This window comes from Streptomyces sp. NBC_00443 (assembly GCF_036014175.1).
Lineage (GTDB): Bacteria > Actinomycetota > Actinomycetes > Streptomycetales > Streptomycetaceae > Streptomyces.
The window spans coordinates 1,014,214-1,029,377 of the sequence record NZ_CP107917.1 but is presented as its reverse complement, the minus strand read 5'-3'; the positions used below and the strand labels follow the sequence as shown (position 1 = coordinate 1,029,377).

The window sequence follows — 15,164 nt, the reverse complement described above, 5'->3', positions numbered from 1 at the left end:
CGGCTCGCGCGGATCATGCAGAGGTGATCCGGGCGAGCCGCCGGTAGGAGTCCACCAGCGCCTCACGGTCGTACGTGCTCGTCGTGACCAGCACCTCCTGCGCCTCCGTCTCCTTCAGCACCGTCTCCAGCTCGTGCGCGACCTGCTCCTGAGTGCCCGCGATGTGCCCGGCGAGGCCGCCCTCGTAGAAGCCGCGCTCCTTGTCGGTCATGGCCAGCGCCTCGACGCGCTCGGCGGGAGCCAGCGGCGGGAAGGTGCCGTGCGTGCGCGAGTACGCCATCGCCCAGGCCTCCGGCACGAGCAGCCGCCGCGCCTCCTCGGGCGTGCCGGCCACCGCGATCGAGCCGGAGATGACGACGTACGGCTCACCGGCCCAGGCGGAGGGCTGGAAGCGGTCGCGATAGTGAGCGATCCCGCGCCGCATCTTCTCCCGGTTCCGCAGATCACCGATGACCATGGGCAGCCCGGCGCGGGCCGCGATGTCCGCGCCCTCGCCCATCGCCAGCACGAACGGCGGCACGGTCAGTCCCTCGGCGGGCCGTGCGTGCACACCGGTCGGCGAGGTGCCGCGGAACCAGTCGAGCAGCTCCCCGATCTGCGCCGCGAAGTCCTCGGCGTCCCCCTTGTCCCGCCCGAGCGCCTTGCGGACGCCGTCCGTGAAGCCGACCGATCGCCCGAGCCCCATGTCGATACGGCCGGGGAAGAGGGACTCCAGCACCCCGAACTGCTCGGCCACGACCAGGGGTTGGTGGTTGGGCAGCATCACCCCGCCGGTTCCCACCCGGATCGTGCGGGTCGCGGCGGCGACAGCGGCGGCCAGCACGGTCGGCGCCGAGCCGGCGACACCGGGCACACCGTGATGCTCCGAGACCCAGACGCGGTGATAGCCCAGCTCCTCCAGCTCCCGCGCCAGCCGCACGGTGTCACGCAGCGCTTCTCCGGTCGGGCGGCCCTCGCGGGTGCGGGAGCGGTCGAGGACGGAGAAACGGGTCGAGGCGATCACGGAGCTCATACCGGGTTCAACACCGGGGAGCCCGCAGGATTCCTCACGGTGCGATGTTGTGGTTCAGGCGGAACAGGTTCCCCGGGTCGTGGCGCCGTTTCAGATCCCTGAGACGGTCGTAGTTCGCGCGGTAGTTGGCCCGCACGCGGTCCTGGTCGTCGCCGTCCATGAAGTTCACGTAGCCGCCGCCCATGGAGTGCGGTTCGAGCGCCCGGTGGAAGGCGCGCACCCAGTCCTTGCGGTCCTCGCACTCCTCACGGGTGGTGAGTGTCGGGCTGAGCGCGATCGAGTAGTCGGCGTCCCGGTAGGAGAAGGCGGTCTCCTCCGGTCCGACGCGATGGCAGGCCCCGTCGATGGGGAAGACGACCGTGACGCTCTGGATCGAGGGCGTGGCGGCGCCGTACCCGACGAGGGCATCGACGGCGCCGTCCGGCAGGTCCTTGGTGAAGCTGCCTTTCCAGTAGTGGTACAGCCCGGCGGGTACCAACTCGTCGAAGAGGGTGTTGATCACGGGGTAGGGCATGCGCTCCAGGTGCCGGCCCAGCACCGGCCCGAGTGCGGCGACCCGGTCCCGGATCTCGTCGTCCTCGTCCCGCGGTCCGCTCCAGCAGGTGACAACGCCGCACATCGGCCGCCCGTGCCAGCGTTCGGGCAGGAACGGCACCGGTGGTCCGAGCCCCACGACGAGGACGGCGCCGAGCCGTTCGTCCGCCTCGGCGACCAGCTCCCGGTACCGGCGGATCACGTCGGCGTCGAGCGGGAAGAACGTCGGCCCGCCGAGGATGTCCGCGATGGGGTGCAGCCGGAACGCGAAGGACGTGACGACGCCGAAGTTGCCGCCGCCTCCGCGCACCGCCCACATCAGATCGCTGTGCTGGTCGTCCGTGCAGGTCAGGAAGGATCCGTCGGCCGTGACCAGGTCCACCGAGACGAGGTTGTCGCAGGCCAGACCGCAACGCCGGGCCAGGTGGCCCATGCCGCCGCCGGTGGTCAGACCGCCCACGCCGGTCGTGGAGACGACCCCGCCGGTGGTGGCCAGCCCGAACGCGTGCGTGGCGTGATCGACGTCCGCCCAGGTGCAGCCACCCTCCACCCACGCGGTGCGGGCGCCGGGATCGACGCGGACCCCGCGCATCCGGCCCAGGTCGAGGACGACCCCGCCGTCACACGTGCCGTGGCCGGGGACGCTGTGACTGCCGCCGCGCACGGCGAGCGGCAGACCCTGCTCGCGGGCGAAGTCCACCGTGGCGACGACGTCGCCCGCGTCGACGGCCCGCACGATGACGGCCGGCCGCTTGTCGTGCATGGCGTTGTAGACCTTGCGGGCCTCGTCGTAGGCCGGGTCGCCGGGCACGACGACGTCGCCGTGCAGCCCGTCCGTCAGCCGGTGGTCGAGGGTCGCTGTGGAGGTGGTCATGGCCGCCGCTCTCCGTTCCTGTGCCGGGAGGAGGGATACACCACCGGTGTACGCGCGCGCAGCGGCCGTGCTCATCGCCGGAATCGCCCATCCAGGGGGAAGCGGTGCATGGGCGGAACGGCCCATACGCGTCACGCGAGGCCGTGCCGGTACGCGTACCCCGTCGCCGCTGCTCGCGAGGACACCTCGAGCTTGGCGAAGATGTTGTTCAGATGCCGGGCAACGGTGTGCTCGCTGATCACCAGCTCCGCCGCGACGCCGCGGTTCGTGCGGCCGGCCGCGACCAGCCGCAGCACCTGGATCTCCCGCTCGGTGAGCCCACCGGGCCGCCCCGGGCGCACATCGGCGAGCAGAGCGGCCGCCCGGAGCGCGTCCGGTACGGCGCCCAGTTGCCGGAACACCTGCTCGGCTGCCCGCAGCTCCATCCGGGCACCCTCGGCGTCCCCGGCGGCCCGGTCGGCGGCGGCCAGGGTCATCCGCACCTGGGCCGCTTCGTACGGCACCCGCAGCTCCAGCCAGAGCGTCAACGCCCGGCGCAGCCGGGGCAGCGCCCGGTCGAGGTCACGGGCCGCGAAGGCCACCGCGCCGGACGCCGTGGCGGCGCTCGCATGCAGCAGAGTCGTCTGCGAACCGCACCGCCGCTGCCAGTCGCGGGCCAGGGAGTCAAGCTCTTCGGCGGCCGTGCGTGCCTCGGCGGTCCGGCCCAGTGCCAGGCACACCTCCACCTGGGCAGCCAGCAGTCGGCACCGCGTGAGACCGCCTGCGTCGACTCCGCCCGCATGCCGCAGGGCGGCAGCCGCGGCGTCGGCCTTCCCCTGGGCCAGCCGCAGCAGGGCGAGGCCGGGCTGCGGGTCGCGGCCGAGTTCATGGGCGCGGTCGTACGACCGCTCGGCCGCCGTGAGTTCGCCGCGCCGCCGCTGGATCTGGCCGCCCAGGTAGACCGCCTCGGCGGCCGTTCGCCGCTCGTTCGGCAGCACCTCCGCACAGGTCCGCTCCGCCTCGGTGAGCGCCTCGGGCCAGCTGCCGCGCAGCTCAAGCACTTCGACCCGGTGCACGCGGCACAGTCCCCGGAAGTTGTTCTCGGCCGGCATCGCCGCGCACCACCGCATGGCCGCGTCGGTCCATTCGGCGGCGCGTCCCAGATCGACGCAGGCCATGGACTGCTGCAGGCCCAGGCAGTAGACCCAGCCGGTGAAGAAGGAGCTGAGCTCACCTGCCATGGCCGAGCACATTGCCTCGTCCAGCAGATCGAGCCCCTCTCGGACGCGTCCCCGGGCCACCAGCACGCCCGCCTGCGCCTGGACGCCCATGGCGAGCAGATCCGGGCTGCCGCGACGCCGCGCGATCCCGGCCATGTGCCGAGCCGCAGCCATCGCCTCGTCGAACGCACCGCGTCGCTGAGCGTCCTCCGCGTCGACCCAGGCGAGGTAGCACTGCTCGACACACTCCGGCTCACCGCTCAGATGCCGCCGGGCCCGCCCCAGCCACCCGGCGGCCACGCCCGTACGGCCCGCCAGTTGGTGCTCGTAGAACAGCAGCCACGCCGAATGCCCCGCCTGGGGGGCGGCCCCCGCCGTGACATACCCGGAGTAGGCCAGTGTCCGCCGGTCGATCGACTCGTCGACACGGCCCGTCCACCAGGCGGCGTCGGCGAACGCGGCGCAGTCGTCGGGGGTGAGCCGGCCGGCGTCCAGGCGGCTCAGCAACCGGTATGTCTCGGCCCACGCCTCACGCGCGGCGGCATCCCTGGCCTGCCGCAACGTGTCCGCGGCTGCCCCGTCCATCGTCCGCTCGGTCATCCGCGGCTCCCTTCTCGCGCTGCGCGAGCAGGACCGGCCCTCCACCAGAGTAGTCAGGACGGCGGCGGGGGAGTCGGCCCATGGCCACCCCGGGTCAGCCCTCGGGTTGCAGCAGTCCGCGCTCGTACGCCTTCACCAGGTGCTGCGGCACGAGGTGGCTGACGCCGTCGATGGTGACGGGCACGAGCTGCGGTGTGCTCGCCTTCCACTGGGCGCGGCGGTGACGGGTGTTGCTGCGGGACATCTTCCGCTTGGGGACAGCCATGACGGACCTCCTCGGTCGGTGAACACCGAGGAGGCTATATGAAAATGGATCCCATTAACAATTGCGTCCGGAGTCACTCCGTGGCGCCGACCAGCATCGTCACCTCGAACTCCTCGTAGGCGGCGTCGTCCCGGGGCTGCCGGCGGTCGCTCAGCACCGTGCCGAGCCAGCCGAGGAAGAAGCCCGCCGGGATGGAGACGATGCCGGGGTTCTGGAGCGGGAACCAGGCGAAGTCCGAGTCCGGGTAGAAGGAGCCCGGCGTGGAGGAGACCACCGGGGAGAACAGCACCAGCAGCACCGAGCACACCAGGCCGCCCCAGAGGCTGAGCAGCGCTCCCTGCCCGGTGAAGCGGCGCCAGAAGAGGGTGTACACGATCGTCGGCAGGATCGCGGACGCCGCCATCGCGAAGGCGAGGAACGCGAGCGTCGCCGTGTTGGCGCCCCAGGAGACGAGGGCGAGCATCATGGCGAGGACGCCGATGACGGCCGCGGACAGCCGGGCGACCATCAGTTCCTCGGTCTCGCTCGCGCGCCCCTTGCGGATCACCTCGCCGTACAGGTCGTGGGCGAGGGACGAGGCGGCGGCAAGGGTGAGGCCGGCCGCGACCGCGAGCAGTGTGACGAAGGCGAGACAGGACAGCAGGGCGGTGAGGATGCCGCCGCCCAGGGCGTTGGCGAGGAGCAGGACGGCGGAGTCGCCCTTGTGATCCGTCTCCGCGATGGTCTCCCGGCCGACGATGGCGGTGGCGCCGAGGCCGAGGATGCCGGCCGCGAGGCAGACCAGGCCGACCAGGCCCACCGCCCACACAACCGAGGAGCGCAGCACGTCGATCTTGCGCGGCGCGAGCAGGCGCATCAGCACGTGGGGGAGGGCGGCAAGGCCCAGCACGATCGCCAGTTCCAGGCTGAAGAAGTCGAGCTTGCTGGTCGTGCTGACGCCGTAGCGCAGTCCGGGTTCGAGGAACAGTGTGCCGGTGCCGCTGTGGTTCGCTGCCGCGGACAGCAGGGCGCCCGGATTCCAGTCGTAGTGGTTGAGCACCATGACCGCGGTGACCGTCACGCCCGCCACCAGCATCACGGCCTTGATGATCTGGATGACGGTGGCGCCGGGCGCGCCGCCGATCGCGGCATACACGATGACGACGGTGCCGATCACGATCACGCACAGGGTCCGTGTCGCGGCGCCGGGTTCGCCCGTGAACTGGGTCAACAGGGCGATACTGCCGACGAGTTGAGCGACGAGGTAGAGCGTCGCGATGGCGAGGGTGCATATCGCGACGGCGAGTCTGACCGGGCGTTGCATCCGTGGCAGCCGCAGGGCGAGCGTGTCACCCAGGGTGAACTTGCCCGCGCGGCGCAGGGGTTCGGCGATGAGCAGCAGCACCATCATCCAGGCCACGACGGTTCCGCCCAGGTAGAGCAGACCGTCGTAGCCGTTGAGCGCGACCAGTCCGGTGCTGCCCAGCAGGGTCGCGGCCGACACGTAGTCGCCGCACATCGCGAGGCCGTTGCGCAGCGGGGACATGGTGCGGTTGCCGAGGTAGAACTCGCTGATCTCGTCGCGCTGAGGGGCTGTCAGCAGCGCCATGAACAGCGTGACCACGACCACCGACAGGAACAGCACGAACGTCAGGTTGAGGCTGAACCTGTCGACGATGCCTGCGGACTCGGTCACCACGTGCGGTACCCCCCGGCCTCGCCGTGCGGCGCGGCGGCGTGGGGTGATCCCAGCTCCTGCTGCCGCAGTCGCGAGGCCAGGCCGCGGGCCAGCGGGTCGACACGGGTGCGCATGTGCCGTTGGTAGCACCAGGCCGTCACGCCCATCACGACGAACTGGCCGAGACCCAGCGCGAGGCCGAGGGTGAGGTCGCCGGTCAGACGCTGGTTCATCAGGCCGGGAGCGGTATGCGACAGCAGTACGTACAGCAGGAATCCGCCGACCGAAAGAAGCGTCGCGCGCACCCCGAACCTGCGCTGGGCACGGCGAAGTGAGTGGAATTCGGCATCGTCGGATATGCGTCTGGACGGTACGCGGCCATTGTCCGGCGAACCGTATGTGGAAGAGTTGTCTTGCCATGGTGAAAACTCGGGCACAGGCGCACCTTCTTCGCTGCGGCATGCCGAACACACTGGGGAGTGCGGGCCTGACGGGGGACGGGTGGCGGGGGGCGAAAGCCGGAAGCCGGAGTATGACAGCGCTCTCTTTGAGCAATCAACCGTCGACGTGAATTGCCGCCCCACGGTGGCGCATTCGCGCCCCTCATGCTTTTGGGCGATCATGTGAAACGTGCGGATAACGGCTGTCGGTGAATTAGTCCGGACCATGTCTCCGGGTCGGACTGTCCCACATCAGGGCCCCGGATTAGGGTGAGGGACGTGACCGACAGCCACGACCGCCCTCTCGCCGTGTTCGACCTGGACAACACCCTCGCCGACACGGCGCACCGGCAGCACTTCCTGGAGCGCAAGCCGCGTGACTGGGACGGGTTCTTCGGGGCCGCACCGGACGACCCGCCCCTCTCGGAGGGCGTCGCGCTGGCGCGGGAGAGCGCGAAGGAGTGCGAGGTCCGCTATCTGACCGGGCGGCCCGAGCGCTGCCGGCGCGACACGCTTGACTGGCTCGCCGCGCACGGGCTGCCCGAGGGGCGTGTGCACATGCGGCGCAACGACGACCGGCGGCCCGCCCGGCGCACCAAGCTGGAGACCCTGCGCCGCCTCGCCCGGACCCACGAGATCCGGGTCCTGGTGGACGACGACGAGCTGGTCTGCGAGGACGCCGAACGGGCCGGATTCACCGTCGTACGGGCACGCTGGTCCGCCCCGTCCGCAGCGCTGAAGGTGGCACAGGAGCGGGAGGGGCGGACCTGAGGAGAGGGGCCGGGCCTGCTACCCGGTCTCGTCCAGGCGGAAGCCGACCTTCATGGTCACCTGCCAGTGCGCGATCTGCCCGTCGTCGAGCTGGCCGCGCACCTCGGTCACCTCGAACCAGTCCAGGTTGCGCAGGGTCTGCGAGGCACGCTCGATGCCGTTGCGGATGGCCTGGTCCACGCCCTCCGGCGAGGTGCCGACGATATCCGTGACCCGGTAGGTGTGGTTCGACATGTGGCTGCTCCTCTCACGCGTCCCTCCACGGTGCCCCAAGGCGGGGCATCGCGCGAGCCGTCCGTCACCGCGCCACGCTCAGTGACAGCGCGAAGCGGCCCTCACCGTCCGTCCACCAGTGCGCCAGCTCCAGCCCGGCATCGGACAGTTCCGCGCGGACACCGTCCCTGCGGAACTTCGCCGACACCTCGGTGCGCATGTCCTCGCCCGCCGCGAAGTCGACGGCGAGGCCCAGCGCGGGCACCTTCACCGTCTGCGCCGTACGGGAGCGCAGCCGCATCTCTATCCACTCGTGGTCCGCGTCCCACACGGCGGCGTGGTCGAACGCGGCCGGATCGAAGTCGGCGCCCAACTCGCGGTCGATCACCGCCAGGACGTTCTTGTTGAACGCGGCCGTCACCCCGGCAGCGTCGTCGTACGCCTCGACCAGGACCCGCTCGTCCTTGACCAGATCCGTGCCGAGCAGCAGCGCGTCACCGGGGGAGAGCAGGGACCGCACCGACGCGAGGAACGCGGCACGCTCAGCCGGCAGCAGATTGCCGATCGTGCCGCCGAGGAACGCCACCAGCCGGGGGCCCGGCGTGTCCGGCAGCGTCAGCCCGCCGGTGAAGTCGGCGATCAGCGCGTGCACGTCGAGCTCCGGCCGCTCCTCGATGAGCGCGTGCCCGGCCTGCGTGAGCGCGCTCTCGCTGACGTCGACGGGGACGTACGTGTGCAGTCCCGTCAGCGCGTCGAGCAGGTGCCGCGTCTTCTCCGAGGAGCCGGAGCCCAGTTCGACCAGAGTGCGGGCGCCGGTGGCCGCGGCGATCTCGCCGGCCCGGTCGACGAGGATCTCGCGCTCGGCGCGCGTCGGGTAGTACTCGGGCAACTCGGTGATCTTCTCGAACAGTTCGCTGCCCTGCGCGTCGTAGAACCACTTCGGCGGCAGCGTCTTGGGCGTGCTCGTCAGGCCCTTGAGGACGTCGGCGCGCAGTGCGGCGTCGGTGGCGTCCTCGGGCAGGGTGCGAGTGAGAAGGAACGGACTCACGTGCTGGGCTCCTTCGGTGGTCCGGAGGGTTGCAGGGGGTCGCTCGGATCCTTGAGCGGGGTGAGCAGCACATCGGTGCGGCTCGCCGCGAGGAGGGTCCGGTCGGGGACCTCCTGCCAGTGCGGATCGTCGTCGTACGGCTCGGAGGCCACGACGGTGCCGCCGCCGGGCCGGGTCAGATAGAAGAGGGTGTCGCCCCAGGCGGTCGCGGCGATGGTCTCGCCGTTGCTGAGCAGCAGGTTGAGCCGGGAACCGGGGGCCGCCGCGGCGACCTCCAGGACCGTGTCGGCCAGTGCCTGCCCCTCCTCGTCGCCGCCGCGCAACCGCGCGACGACCAGCGCCCACACGAGCGCCGAGTCGTTGCGGGCCTCCATCGACAGCAGGTCCACCGCGGGCAGGGTCGGCACGAGCGCGGCGAGCGAGCCCGGCCAGCCCTTCACCGCGCCGTTGTGGCTGAACAGCCAGGGACCGCCGGCGAACGGCGCCGCCGCGGCCTCCTGATCGGCGCCCGGCAGCGTCGCGTCCCGTACGGCGGCCAGCAGCGCGCCGCTGCGTACGACCCGTGCCAGATCGGCGAAGGACGGGTCCGCCCAGATCGGCCCGGCCCGGCGGTACCGGGCCGGCACCGGGTCCCCGTCGGCGTACCAACCGATCCCGAAACCATCGGCGTTGACGGTCCCGTACCGCTGCCGTCGAGGTGCCCACGACTGGCGGTACAGCCCGTGCGGAGGCTCGGCGAGGAGTCTGCCGAGCGGCTCCTCGGGACCCAGATAGGCCAGGTGACGGCACATCAGACGTCCCCCGCGGACCGGGCCGTGCGGAACCCGGAGAAGATCTGCCGCCGTATCGGATGGTCCCAGTTGCGGAAGGTGCCCCGGCAGGCGACCGCGTCCACGGCGAAGGCGCCGCCGCGCAGCACCTTGTACTCGGGCCCGAAGAACACCTCCGAGTACTCCTTGTACGGGAACGCCTGGAAGCCCGGGTACGGCAGGAAGTCGCTCGCCGTCCACTCCCACACGTCACCTATCAACTGCCGTACACCGAGCGGCGACTCGCCCTCCGGATAGCTGCCGGCCGGCGCGGGGCGCAGATGCCGCTGGCCGAGGTTGGCGTGCTCCGGTCCGGGATCGTCGTCGCCCCACGGGTAGCGCATCGAGCGGTCCCCGGCCGGGTCGTGGCGGGCGGCCTTCTCCCACTCGGCCTCGGTGGGCAGCCTGCGCCCGGCCCAGCGGGCGTAGGCGTCCGCCTCGTACCAGCACACATGCAGGACGGGCTCGTCCGGCGGTACCACCTCGGTGACGCCGAAGCGGCGGCGGAGCCACTGCTTGCCGTCCCGGCGCCAGAACAGCGGGGCGTGGATCGAGTTCCCGCGGATGTGCGCCCAGCCCTCCGGCGTCCACCAGCGGTCGTCGTCGTAGCCGCCGTCCTCGATGAAGGCCTTGTACGCGGCGTTCGTCACCGGCGTGGTGTCGATGTAGAACGGCGGCACCTCGCGCCGGTGTGCCGGGCGTTCGTTGTCCAGTGCCCACGGCTCGGTAGAGGTGCCCATCGTGAACGGGCCGCCGGGGACCAGGACTTCGGACGGGCCCGTCATCAAGGGTGCCGGATCCGGGTCGGGGGCGGTCAGGGCCTGGGGGCCCTTGCGGAGCTGATGGGTGATCAGCATCGTCTCGTCGTGCTGCTGTTCGTGCTGCGCGATCATCCCGAAGGCGAAGGCCGCCTCGGTCAGTCGCGTCCCGTGGAATGCGGTGCTCTCCAGCAGGTCCAGGACCCGCCCGCGCACCTCGGACGCGTAGTGACGGGCCTCGGCCGGCGGCAGCAGCGGCAGGGTGGGGCGGGCGGCGCGGGGGTGCTCGAAGGCGTCGTAGATGCCGTCGATCTCGGGCCGCATCGCCTCCCGCCCGGCGACCGTCCGGAGCAGCCACTGCTCCTCCTGGTTGCTGATGTGCGCGAGGTCCCACACCAGCGGGGACATCAGCGGCGAGTGCTGGGCGGTGAGATCGGGGTCCTCGACGCAGGAGGTCAGCAGGGTCGTCCGGGCACGGGCGGTGGTGAGGGTGGTCAGTGCCCGCTCGCGGAGCGTGTCGGCGTCGTGGGCGGGGTCGGTCATGTCCGGTCGTCCTTCCCGTGCAGGGTGCGGTCCGTGCCGTAGAGCTCGTCCAGCAGGTCGTCGGCGGGGCAGCGGCCCTTGCTGACATAGCGGTCCCGGTACGCCGCGACGGCGTTCGTGACCTCGGCCGTGGCCCCCAGCCGGGGCAGGGCCTCCAGTGCCGCCGCGAAGCAGGTGTCCGCGACCTCCTGCAACTCGGGGTCGGCGAGGCCCGAGCGGGCCGCGTCGAGCCACAGCGGGTTGTGCGGGGCAGGCAGCGACATGCCGCGCTCGGCCAGCGGCTTCACCGTGCGGTAGGCGGTCTCGGCGGCCTCGGGGTCGTCGAAGAGCGCCGTGGTCACGGCGAGCGGCACGATCCACCCGTCCTCGCCCGGCTGTGCGTCGATCATGCGCAGTTCCAGATGGCCCCGCGGTCTGACCGGCGGGAACAGTGTCGTGAGGTGGTAGTCGAGGTCCTCCTGCGTCGGTGGCCTCGGCGCTCCCGACCTGGTCCACTCCCGGAACGTCAGCCCGTCCGGGACGTCCCACGGGCCGCCGTCCTGCCGCACGCACATCACCGGCGCGTCCAGGACGTGCCGCGCCCAGGCGACCCTCGGGTCGCCGTCCAGCGGAGGTGTGCCCGCGCGGCCCGGGCCGATCTCCATCCACAGCAACTGCCGGGTGGAGAGCCAGCCCGTGGGCTCGTTCCCGGCCAGTGGGGAGTTGGCGAAGACGGCGACCAGGACCGCGCCCAGCTGGTGTGCCAGCCACCAGCGCCGTCCGTGCCCGAGCGGGCCGGGCTCCTCGTATCCGGAGTCCAGGCACACCTGCACGGAGGCCGAGGTGCACATCATGGCGCGGCCGGCCGGGCCCGCCCGGTCCAGATACGCCTCCATGGCGTCATAGCGCGGCTGGCGCAGGAAACGGCGGGGCGAGTGCCAGGGATCGTTGCCCATGCCGACCAGACCGAGGCTGTGCTCGCGCAGCACGGCGCGGGCGGCGTCGAGGTCGGCGGAGACGGTACCGATGCACTCCATCAGCGAGGCGGCGGGCGGGGAGCTCAGCTCCAGCTGACCGCCGGGTTCGACGGTGAGCGCCGACCTCAGGGGCACGGTCCGTAGTGCGGCGTAGGCCGCTTCGAGTCGTTCGGGTGTCACGGGGAGCTGCGGGCTGCGCAGCTCGTGGACGAGCCATTCCACTTCGACCCCGAGGGTGCGTGGCGGGCCGGTCTTGAAGCAGATGCCCCTGACGAGGGCCTCCACCTCGGCTTCGGTGACTGCGGAGCGCGGCTGCTCCGTACAGTCGCTCACCGAATCTGACATGTCTTGGATCCTCCTGAGCGTCCACGATGCCGCCCGGCCCGGATCTTGTGGGCGGGCCGGCACACTCGTCCCACCCAAGACCCTCACGTCGCTTCGCACAAGGGCGCGTACCGGCACGTTCCGGGTGCGTAATCTTTGCTCTCCGGGCGTTAGCGGGGGCTTTCCCGCTTGTTCTCAGTCGGCTGTCGGGGCCCGGAAATTCTGTTGCACCGCAGGACCAGCATCGCTCAGGATGCGTGCATGAGCACGGCGGGGGAGATCGCGTGCAGCCGACGCGGTCGCACGGTCATGGCGCGCACGGGGGTGGCGCCATGAGCGCGCGCCTGCGCGGCATCGCGCAGCAGACGGAAGAGATCGTGGCGGCGGGGAGGTACCGAGCGCCGGACGGCCGCGAGGTGTCCCTCGCGGCGGCGATCGAGGCGGCGCGGGACGGCACCCGGATGTCCGGGCCGGACCCGGTGCCGGTGCCGCAGGTCCCCCAGCGGGAGACGTTCTTCGAGGTCACGGGCGAGAGCAGCATGGAGGCGGCCCGCCGCCTCGGCGCCGGGACAGCCGGACTGAACTTCGCCTCGGCCCGCAACCCGGGCGGCGGCTATCTGAACGGCGCCCAGGCCCAGGAGGAAGCCCTGTGCCGCGCCTCGGCGCTGTACACCTGCCTGCTCGTCGCCCGCGCGTTCTACGACCACCACCGCGCCCACCGCGACCCGTTCTACACCGACCGTGTCATCCACTCACCCGGCGTGCCCGTCTTCCGCGACGACCGCGGCCGGCTGCTTCAGGCCCCGTACACCGCCGGTTTCCTGACCGCCGCCGCACCGAACGCGGGCGTCATCCGGCGTACGGCCCCGCAGCGCACGGCCGAGCTGCCGGGCGCCCTTGCGACCCGGGCCGAGCGGGTACTGGAGACGGCCGTGACGCACGGGTACCCGCGACTGGTGCTCGGTGCCTGGGGCTGCGGGGTGTTCCAGAACGACCCGGCGCAGGTGGCGGGCGCGTTCCGGGGGCTGCTCGCGCCCGGCGGGCGGTTCGCCGGGGCCTTCGAGCACGTGGTGTTCGGCATCCTGGACCGCACGCCCGACAGCCCGGTGCGGGCCGCGTTCGTACGGGCGTTCCCCGAGGGTCAGCTCCAGCGGTAGTGCTCAGGTCCAGCCGTAGCGCTCGTGCAGCCGGTGCCTGACCAGGTTGAACCGGCCGCGGTCCAGGGCGCACGCCTCCCGGCGCATGCCCTGCTCGTGCAGGCGGAGGATGCGGTCCACGTCGACCCAGGAGTCGCGGCCGGTCCGGTCCCACGGCCCGCTGCCGATGGCGACCCACTCACGGTCCCCGTCGTGCCGCTTGCTGGACAGCTGCACCGCGAGGAACGTCCCGCCGGCCTCCCGGGCCACCACGAGCACCGGCCGGTCCTTGCCCCGCCCGTCGTTCTCCTCGAAGGGCACCCAGGTCCAGACGATCTCCCCGGGATCGGGGTCGCCGTCGTGCGCTGGGGAGTACTCGGTGCGCACCTTGCCGACCTTGCGGGGATCGGCCTCGGTGGTGGCGGAGTGGCCGTGGCGGCCCGGGACGTATCCATCGGTGGAGATGCTCACGGGGGCACCCTAGAGGCTGCCCTCGCGAGCACGCCCGCCGGGTCACTTCTCGCGCCTGGTCACTTCTCGTCCATCGGCACCTTCTGGGTGGGCCCGTTGAGCGGCGAACCCTCCTTCGGTACCTGCCCGTTCTGGTTCATCGACGCCAGCAGCTGCCGGGCCGGCCCCAGTCCCGTACCGCCCATGGTGAGCGCCTTGGCGAACATGTCCGCCATCCCGTCGGCGCCGTTGAGCAGCACCATGTTGTCGACGCTGCCGAAGGCGGACGCGCCGGCCCGGACGATCTCCGGCCAGTTCTCGGCGAGTTGCTGCGCGACCACGGCCTCCTGGTTCTCGGCCAGGGCGGCGGCCCGGGCCTTGATGGCCTCCGCCTCCGCGAGCCCCTTGGCCTGTGCGGCGGCGGCCTCCGCCTCGCCCGTGGCGCGAGTCGCCGCGGCCGTCGCAGTGCCGCGGGCCTTGGTCGCCTCGGCCTCGGCGCCGGCGGCCGTCTTGACCCGGGTGGCCTCGGCGACCGCCGCCAGTTCCGTCTCCTTCGCCTTGGCCTGCGCCGCCGAGATCCGCGCGTCGCGCTCGGCCTCGGTCAGGGTGCGCTTCTCGTAGGCCTGCGCGTCGGCGGGCTTGCGGACGTCGGCCTGGAGCTGCTGCTCCCGCCGGTGCGCCTCCAGTTCGGCGACCCGCGTCTCCTGGACGACGACCTCCTGCCGGGCGGCCGCGTCGGCGAGCGGACCGGCCTGCCGGGACTTGGCCCCCGCCTTGTCGCGCTCGGCCTGATAGCCCGCCTGGAGGATCTCGCTGTCCCGGGTCGCCTCGGCCATCCGCGCGTAACTCTGCTGCTCCGCCTCGGTGGCGAGACGGTTCGCCTCGGCCTGCGCGATCCGTGCGTCCCGCTGCACGGCCGCCGCGTGCGGCATGGCCAGGTTCTGGATGTACCCGGTGGGGTCCTCGATCTCGTGGATCTGCAGCGAGTCGACGATGAGCCCGAGCTTCTCCATCTCGGTGCCGCACGCCGCCCGCGTCTGCCCGGTGAGCTTCTCCCGGTCGCGGATCATGTCCTCCACGGTCAACCCGCCCACGATGGACCGCAGATGACCGGCGAAGACGCTGTCCACCCGCTCCGACATCAGCTTCTGCTGGTCCAGGAAACGACGGGCCGCGTTGGCGATCGACACGAAGTCGTCTCCCACCTTGAAGATGACCACGCCCCGCACCTTCAGCGGAATGCCCTGGTGCGTCACACAGTCCACCTGCAACTCGGTCTCGTTCAGGTCGAGCGACAGCTTGCGCACCGCCTGCACCCCGGGCAGCACCAGCGTGCCCCGCCCGGTGACGATCCGAAAGCCCATGCCCTCCTCAAGGCCCTCGGTGCGGTGCTTGGAACCGGAGATGACCAGTGCCTCGTTGGGTTCGGCGACCCGCCACATCATCTGAACAGACCGATCAGAACGAGGACGGCAGCTGCTGCCACCCCCGCAACGACGCCGACAACCATCGGCATACGCCCCCTTTGGATGGTGTCCTTTCGGCACCGAACGAATGGGAGTGTGCGCCTGTGCG

The 15,164-nt window shown here is 71.7% G+C and carries 14 protein-coding genes and 1 pseudogene; 2 read left to right on the top strand and 13 right to left on the bottom strand.

The features are described 5' to 3' along the window. Positions 1-13 precede the first annotated feature (13 nt). The 6 genes from OHO27_RS04645 to OHO27_RS04620 all read right to left on the bottom strand — a co-directional run bounded on the left by OHO27_RS04645 (position 14) and on the right by OHO27_RS04620 (position 6,764). Complete coding sequence (locus OHO27_RS04645; protein ID WP_328420541.1) at positions 14-1,012, bottom strand: LLM class flavin-dependent oxidoreductase; 999 nt, start codon at positions 1,010-1,012, stop codon at positions 14-16. A 34-nt stretch (positions 1,013-1,046) separates the two neighbouring features. Next, complete coding sequence (locus tag OHO27_RS04640; RefSeq protein ID WP_328420540.1) at positions 1,047-2,420, bottom strand: FAD-binding oxidoreductase; 1,374 nt, start codon at positions 2,418-2,420, stop codon at positions 1,047-1,049. Between the two features lie 131 nt (positions 2,421-2,551). Next, a complete protein-coding gene (locus OHO27_RS04635) occupies positions 2,552-4,219 on the bottom strand; it encodes a LuxR C-terminal-related transcriptional regulator (protein WP_328420539.1) in 1,668 nt (555 codons plus the stop codon). Positions 4,220-4,313: 94 nt separating this feature from the next. Next, a complete protein-coding gene (gene rpmF, locus OHO27_RS04630) occupies positions 4,314-4,484 on the bottom strand; it encodes a 50S ribosomal protein L32 (RefSeq protein ID WP_328420538.1) in 171 nt (56 codons plus the stop codon). A gap of 73 nt (positions 4,485-4,557) precedes the next feature. After that, positions 4,558-6,162, bottom strand: a complete 1,605-nt coding sequence (locus tag OHO27_RS04625; protein WP_328420537.1) for a solute symporter family protein — start codon at positions 6,160-6,162, stop codon at positions 4,558-4,560. Further along, complete coding sequence (locus tag OHO27_RS04620) at positions 6,156-6,764, bottom strand: DUF485 domain-containing protein (RefSeq protein ID WP_328420535.1); 609 nt, start codon at positions 6,762-6,764, stop codon at positions 6,156-6,158. Before OHO27_RS04620 ends, OHO27_RS04625 begins: the two co-directional genes overlap by 7 nt. Before the next feature lie 96 nt (positions 6,765-6,860). Between OHO27_RS04620 and OHO27_RS04615 the strand changes: the two genes are divergently transcribed. Then, a complete protein-coding gene (locus tag OHO27_RS04615) occupies positions 6,861-7,352 on the top strand; it encodes a phosphatase domain-containing protein (RefSeq protein WP_328420533.1) in 492 nt (163 codons plus the stop codon). 18 nt (positions 7,353-7,370) lie between these two features. Here the strand turns inward: OHO27_RS04615 and OHO27_RS04610 are convergent, their stop codons facing one another. The 5 genes from OHO27_RS04610 to egtA all read right to left on the bottom strand — a co-directional run bounded on the left by OHO27_RS04610 (position 7,371) and on the right by egtA (position 12,024). Next, positions 7,371-7,586: a dodecin gene (locus OHO27_RS04610; protein WP_328420532.1), complete on the bottom strand. Its 216-nt coding sequence runs from the start codon at positions 7,584-7,586 to the stop codon at positions 7,371-7,373. Between the two features lie 64 nt (positions 7,587-7,650). Then, positions 7,651-8,613 (bottom strand): L-histidine N(alpha)-methyltransferase, encoded by a 963-nt coding sequence (gene egtD, locus OHO27_RS04605; protein ID WP_328420531.1) that lies wholly within the window; start codon positions 8,611-8,613, stop codon positions 7,651-7,653. Continuing rightward, on the bottom strand, positions 8,610-9,404 hold the full coding sequence (gene egtC, locus OHO27_RS04600) for an ergothioneine biosynthesis protein EgtC (protein ID WP_328420530.1): 795 nt from the start codon (positions 9,402-9,404) through the stop codon (positions 8,610-8,612). The genes egtD and egtC overlap by 4 nt, the downstream gene beginning before the upstream one ends. Further along, on the bottom strand, positions 9,404-10,723 hold the full coding sequence (gene egtB / locus OHO27_RS04595; protein ID WP_328420529.1) for an ergothioneine biosynthesis protein EgtB: 1,320 nt from the start codon (positions 10,721-10,723) through the stop codon (positions 9,404-9,406). Before egtB ends, egtC begins: the two co-directional genes overlap by 1 nt. Then, entirely contained in the window at positions 10,720-12,024 is a 1,305-nt protein-coding gene (egtA, locus tag OHO27_RS04590; RefSeq protein ID WP_328420527.1) for an ergothioneine biosynthesis glutamate--cysteine ligase EgtA, read from the bottom strand. Before egtA ends, egtB begins: the two co-directional genes overlap by 4 nt. A gap of 311 nt (positions 12,025-12,335) precedes the next feature. On the opposite strand from egtA, the gene OHO27_RS04585 reads away from it, so the two are divergent. Beyond that, complete coding sequence (locus tag OHO27_RS04585; protein ID WP_328420526.1) at positions 12,336-13,160, top strand: TIGR02452 family protein; 825 nt, start codon at positions 12,336-12,338, stop codon at positions 13,158-13,160. A gap of 3 nt (positions 13,161-13,163) precedes the next feature. Here the strand turns inward: OHO27_RS04585 and OHO27_RS04580 are convergent, their stop codons facing one another. Beyond that, positions 13,164-13,610, bottom strand: coding sequence for a type II toxin-antitoxin system PemK/MazF family toxin (locus OHO27_RS04580; protein WP_328420524.1), 447 nt, complete (start codon positions 13,608-13,610; stop codon positions 13,164-13,166). A gap of 59 nt (positions 13,611-13,669) precedes the next feature. Further along, positions 13,670-15,105, bottom strand: a pseudogene (locus tag OHO27_RS04575) (flotillin family protein). Positions 15,106-15,164 lie beyond the last annotated feature (59 nt).

Coding starts and splice junctions, on each gene's coding strand:
- OHO27_RS04635 (WP_328420539.1), bottom strand. CDS start 4,219: ATGACCGAGCGGACGATGGACGGGGCAGCCGCGGACACGTTGCGGCAG.
- egtC (WP_328420530.1), bottom strand. CDS start 9,404: ATGTGCCGTCACCTGGCCTATCTGGGTCCCGAGGAGCCGCTCGGCAGA.
- OHO27_RS04610 (WP_328420532.1), bottom strand. CDS start 7,586: ATGTCGAACCACACCTACCGGGTCACGGATATCGTCGGCACCTCGCCG.
- egtB (WP_328420529.1), bottom strand. CDS start 10,723: ATGACCGACCCCGCCCACGACGCCGACACGCTCCGCGAGCGGGCACTG.
- OHO27_RS04585 (WP_328420526.1), top strand. CDS start 12,336: ATGAGCGCGCGCCTGCGCGGCATCGCGCAGCAGACGGAAGAGATCGTG.
- OHO27_RS04645 (WP_328420541.1), bottom strand. CDS start 1,012: ATGAGCTCCGTGATCGCCTCGACCCGTTTCTCCGTCCTCGACCGCTCC.
- OHO27_RS04640 (WP_328420540.1), bottom strand. CDS start 2,420: ATGACCACCTCCACAGCGACCCTCGACCACCGGCTGACGGACGGGCTG.
- rpmF (WP_328420538.1), bottom strand. CDS start 4,484: ATGGCTGTCCCCAAGCGGAAGATGTCCCGCAGCAACACCCGTCACCGC.
- egtA (WP_328420527.1), bottom strand. CDS start 12,024: ATGTCAGATTCGGTGAGCGACTGTACGGAGCAGCCGCGCTCCGCAGTC.
- OHO27_RS04620 (WP_328420535.1), bottom strand. CDS start 6,764: ATGATCGCCCAAAAGCATGAGGGGCGCGAATGCGCCACCGTGGGGCGG.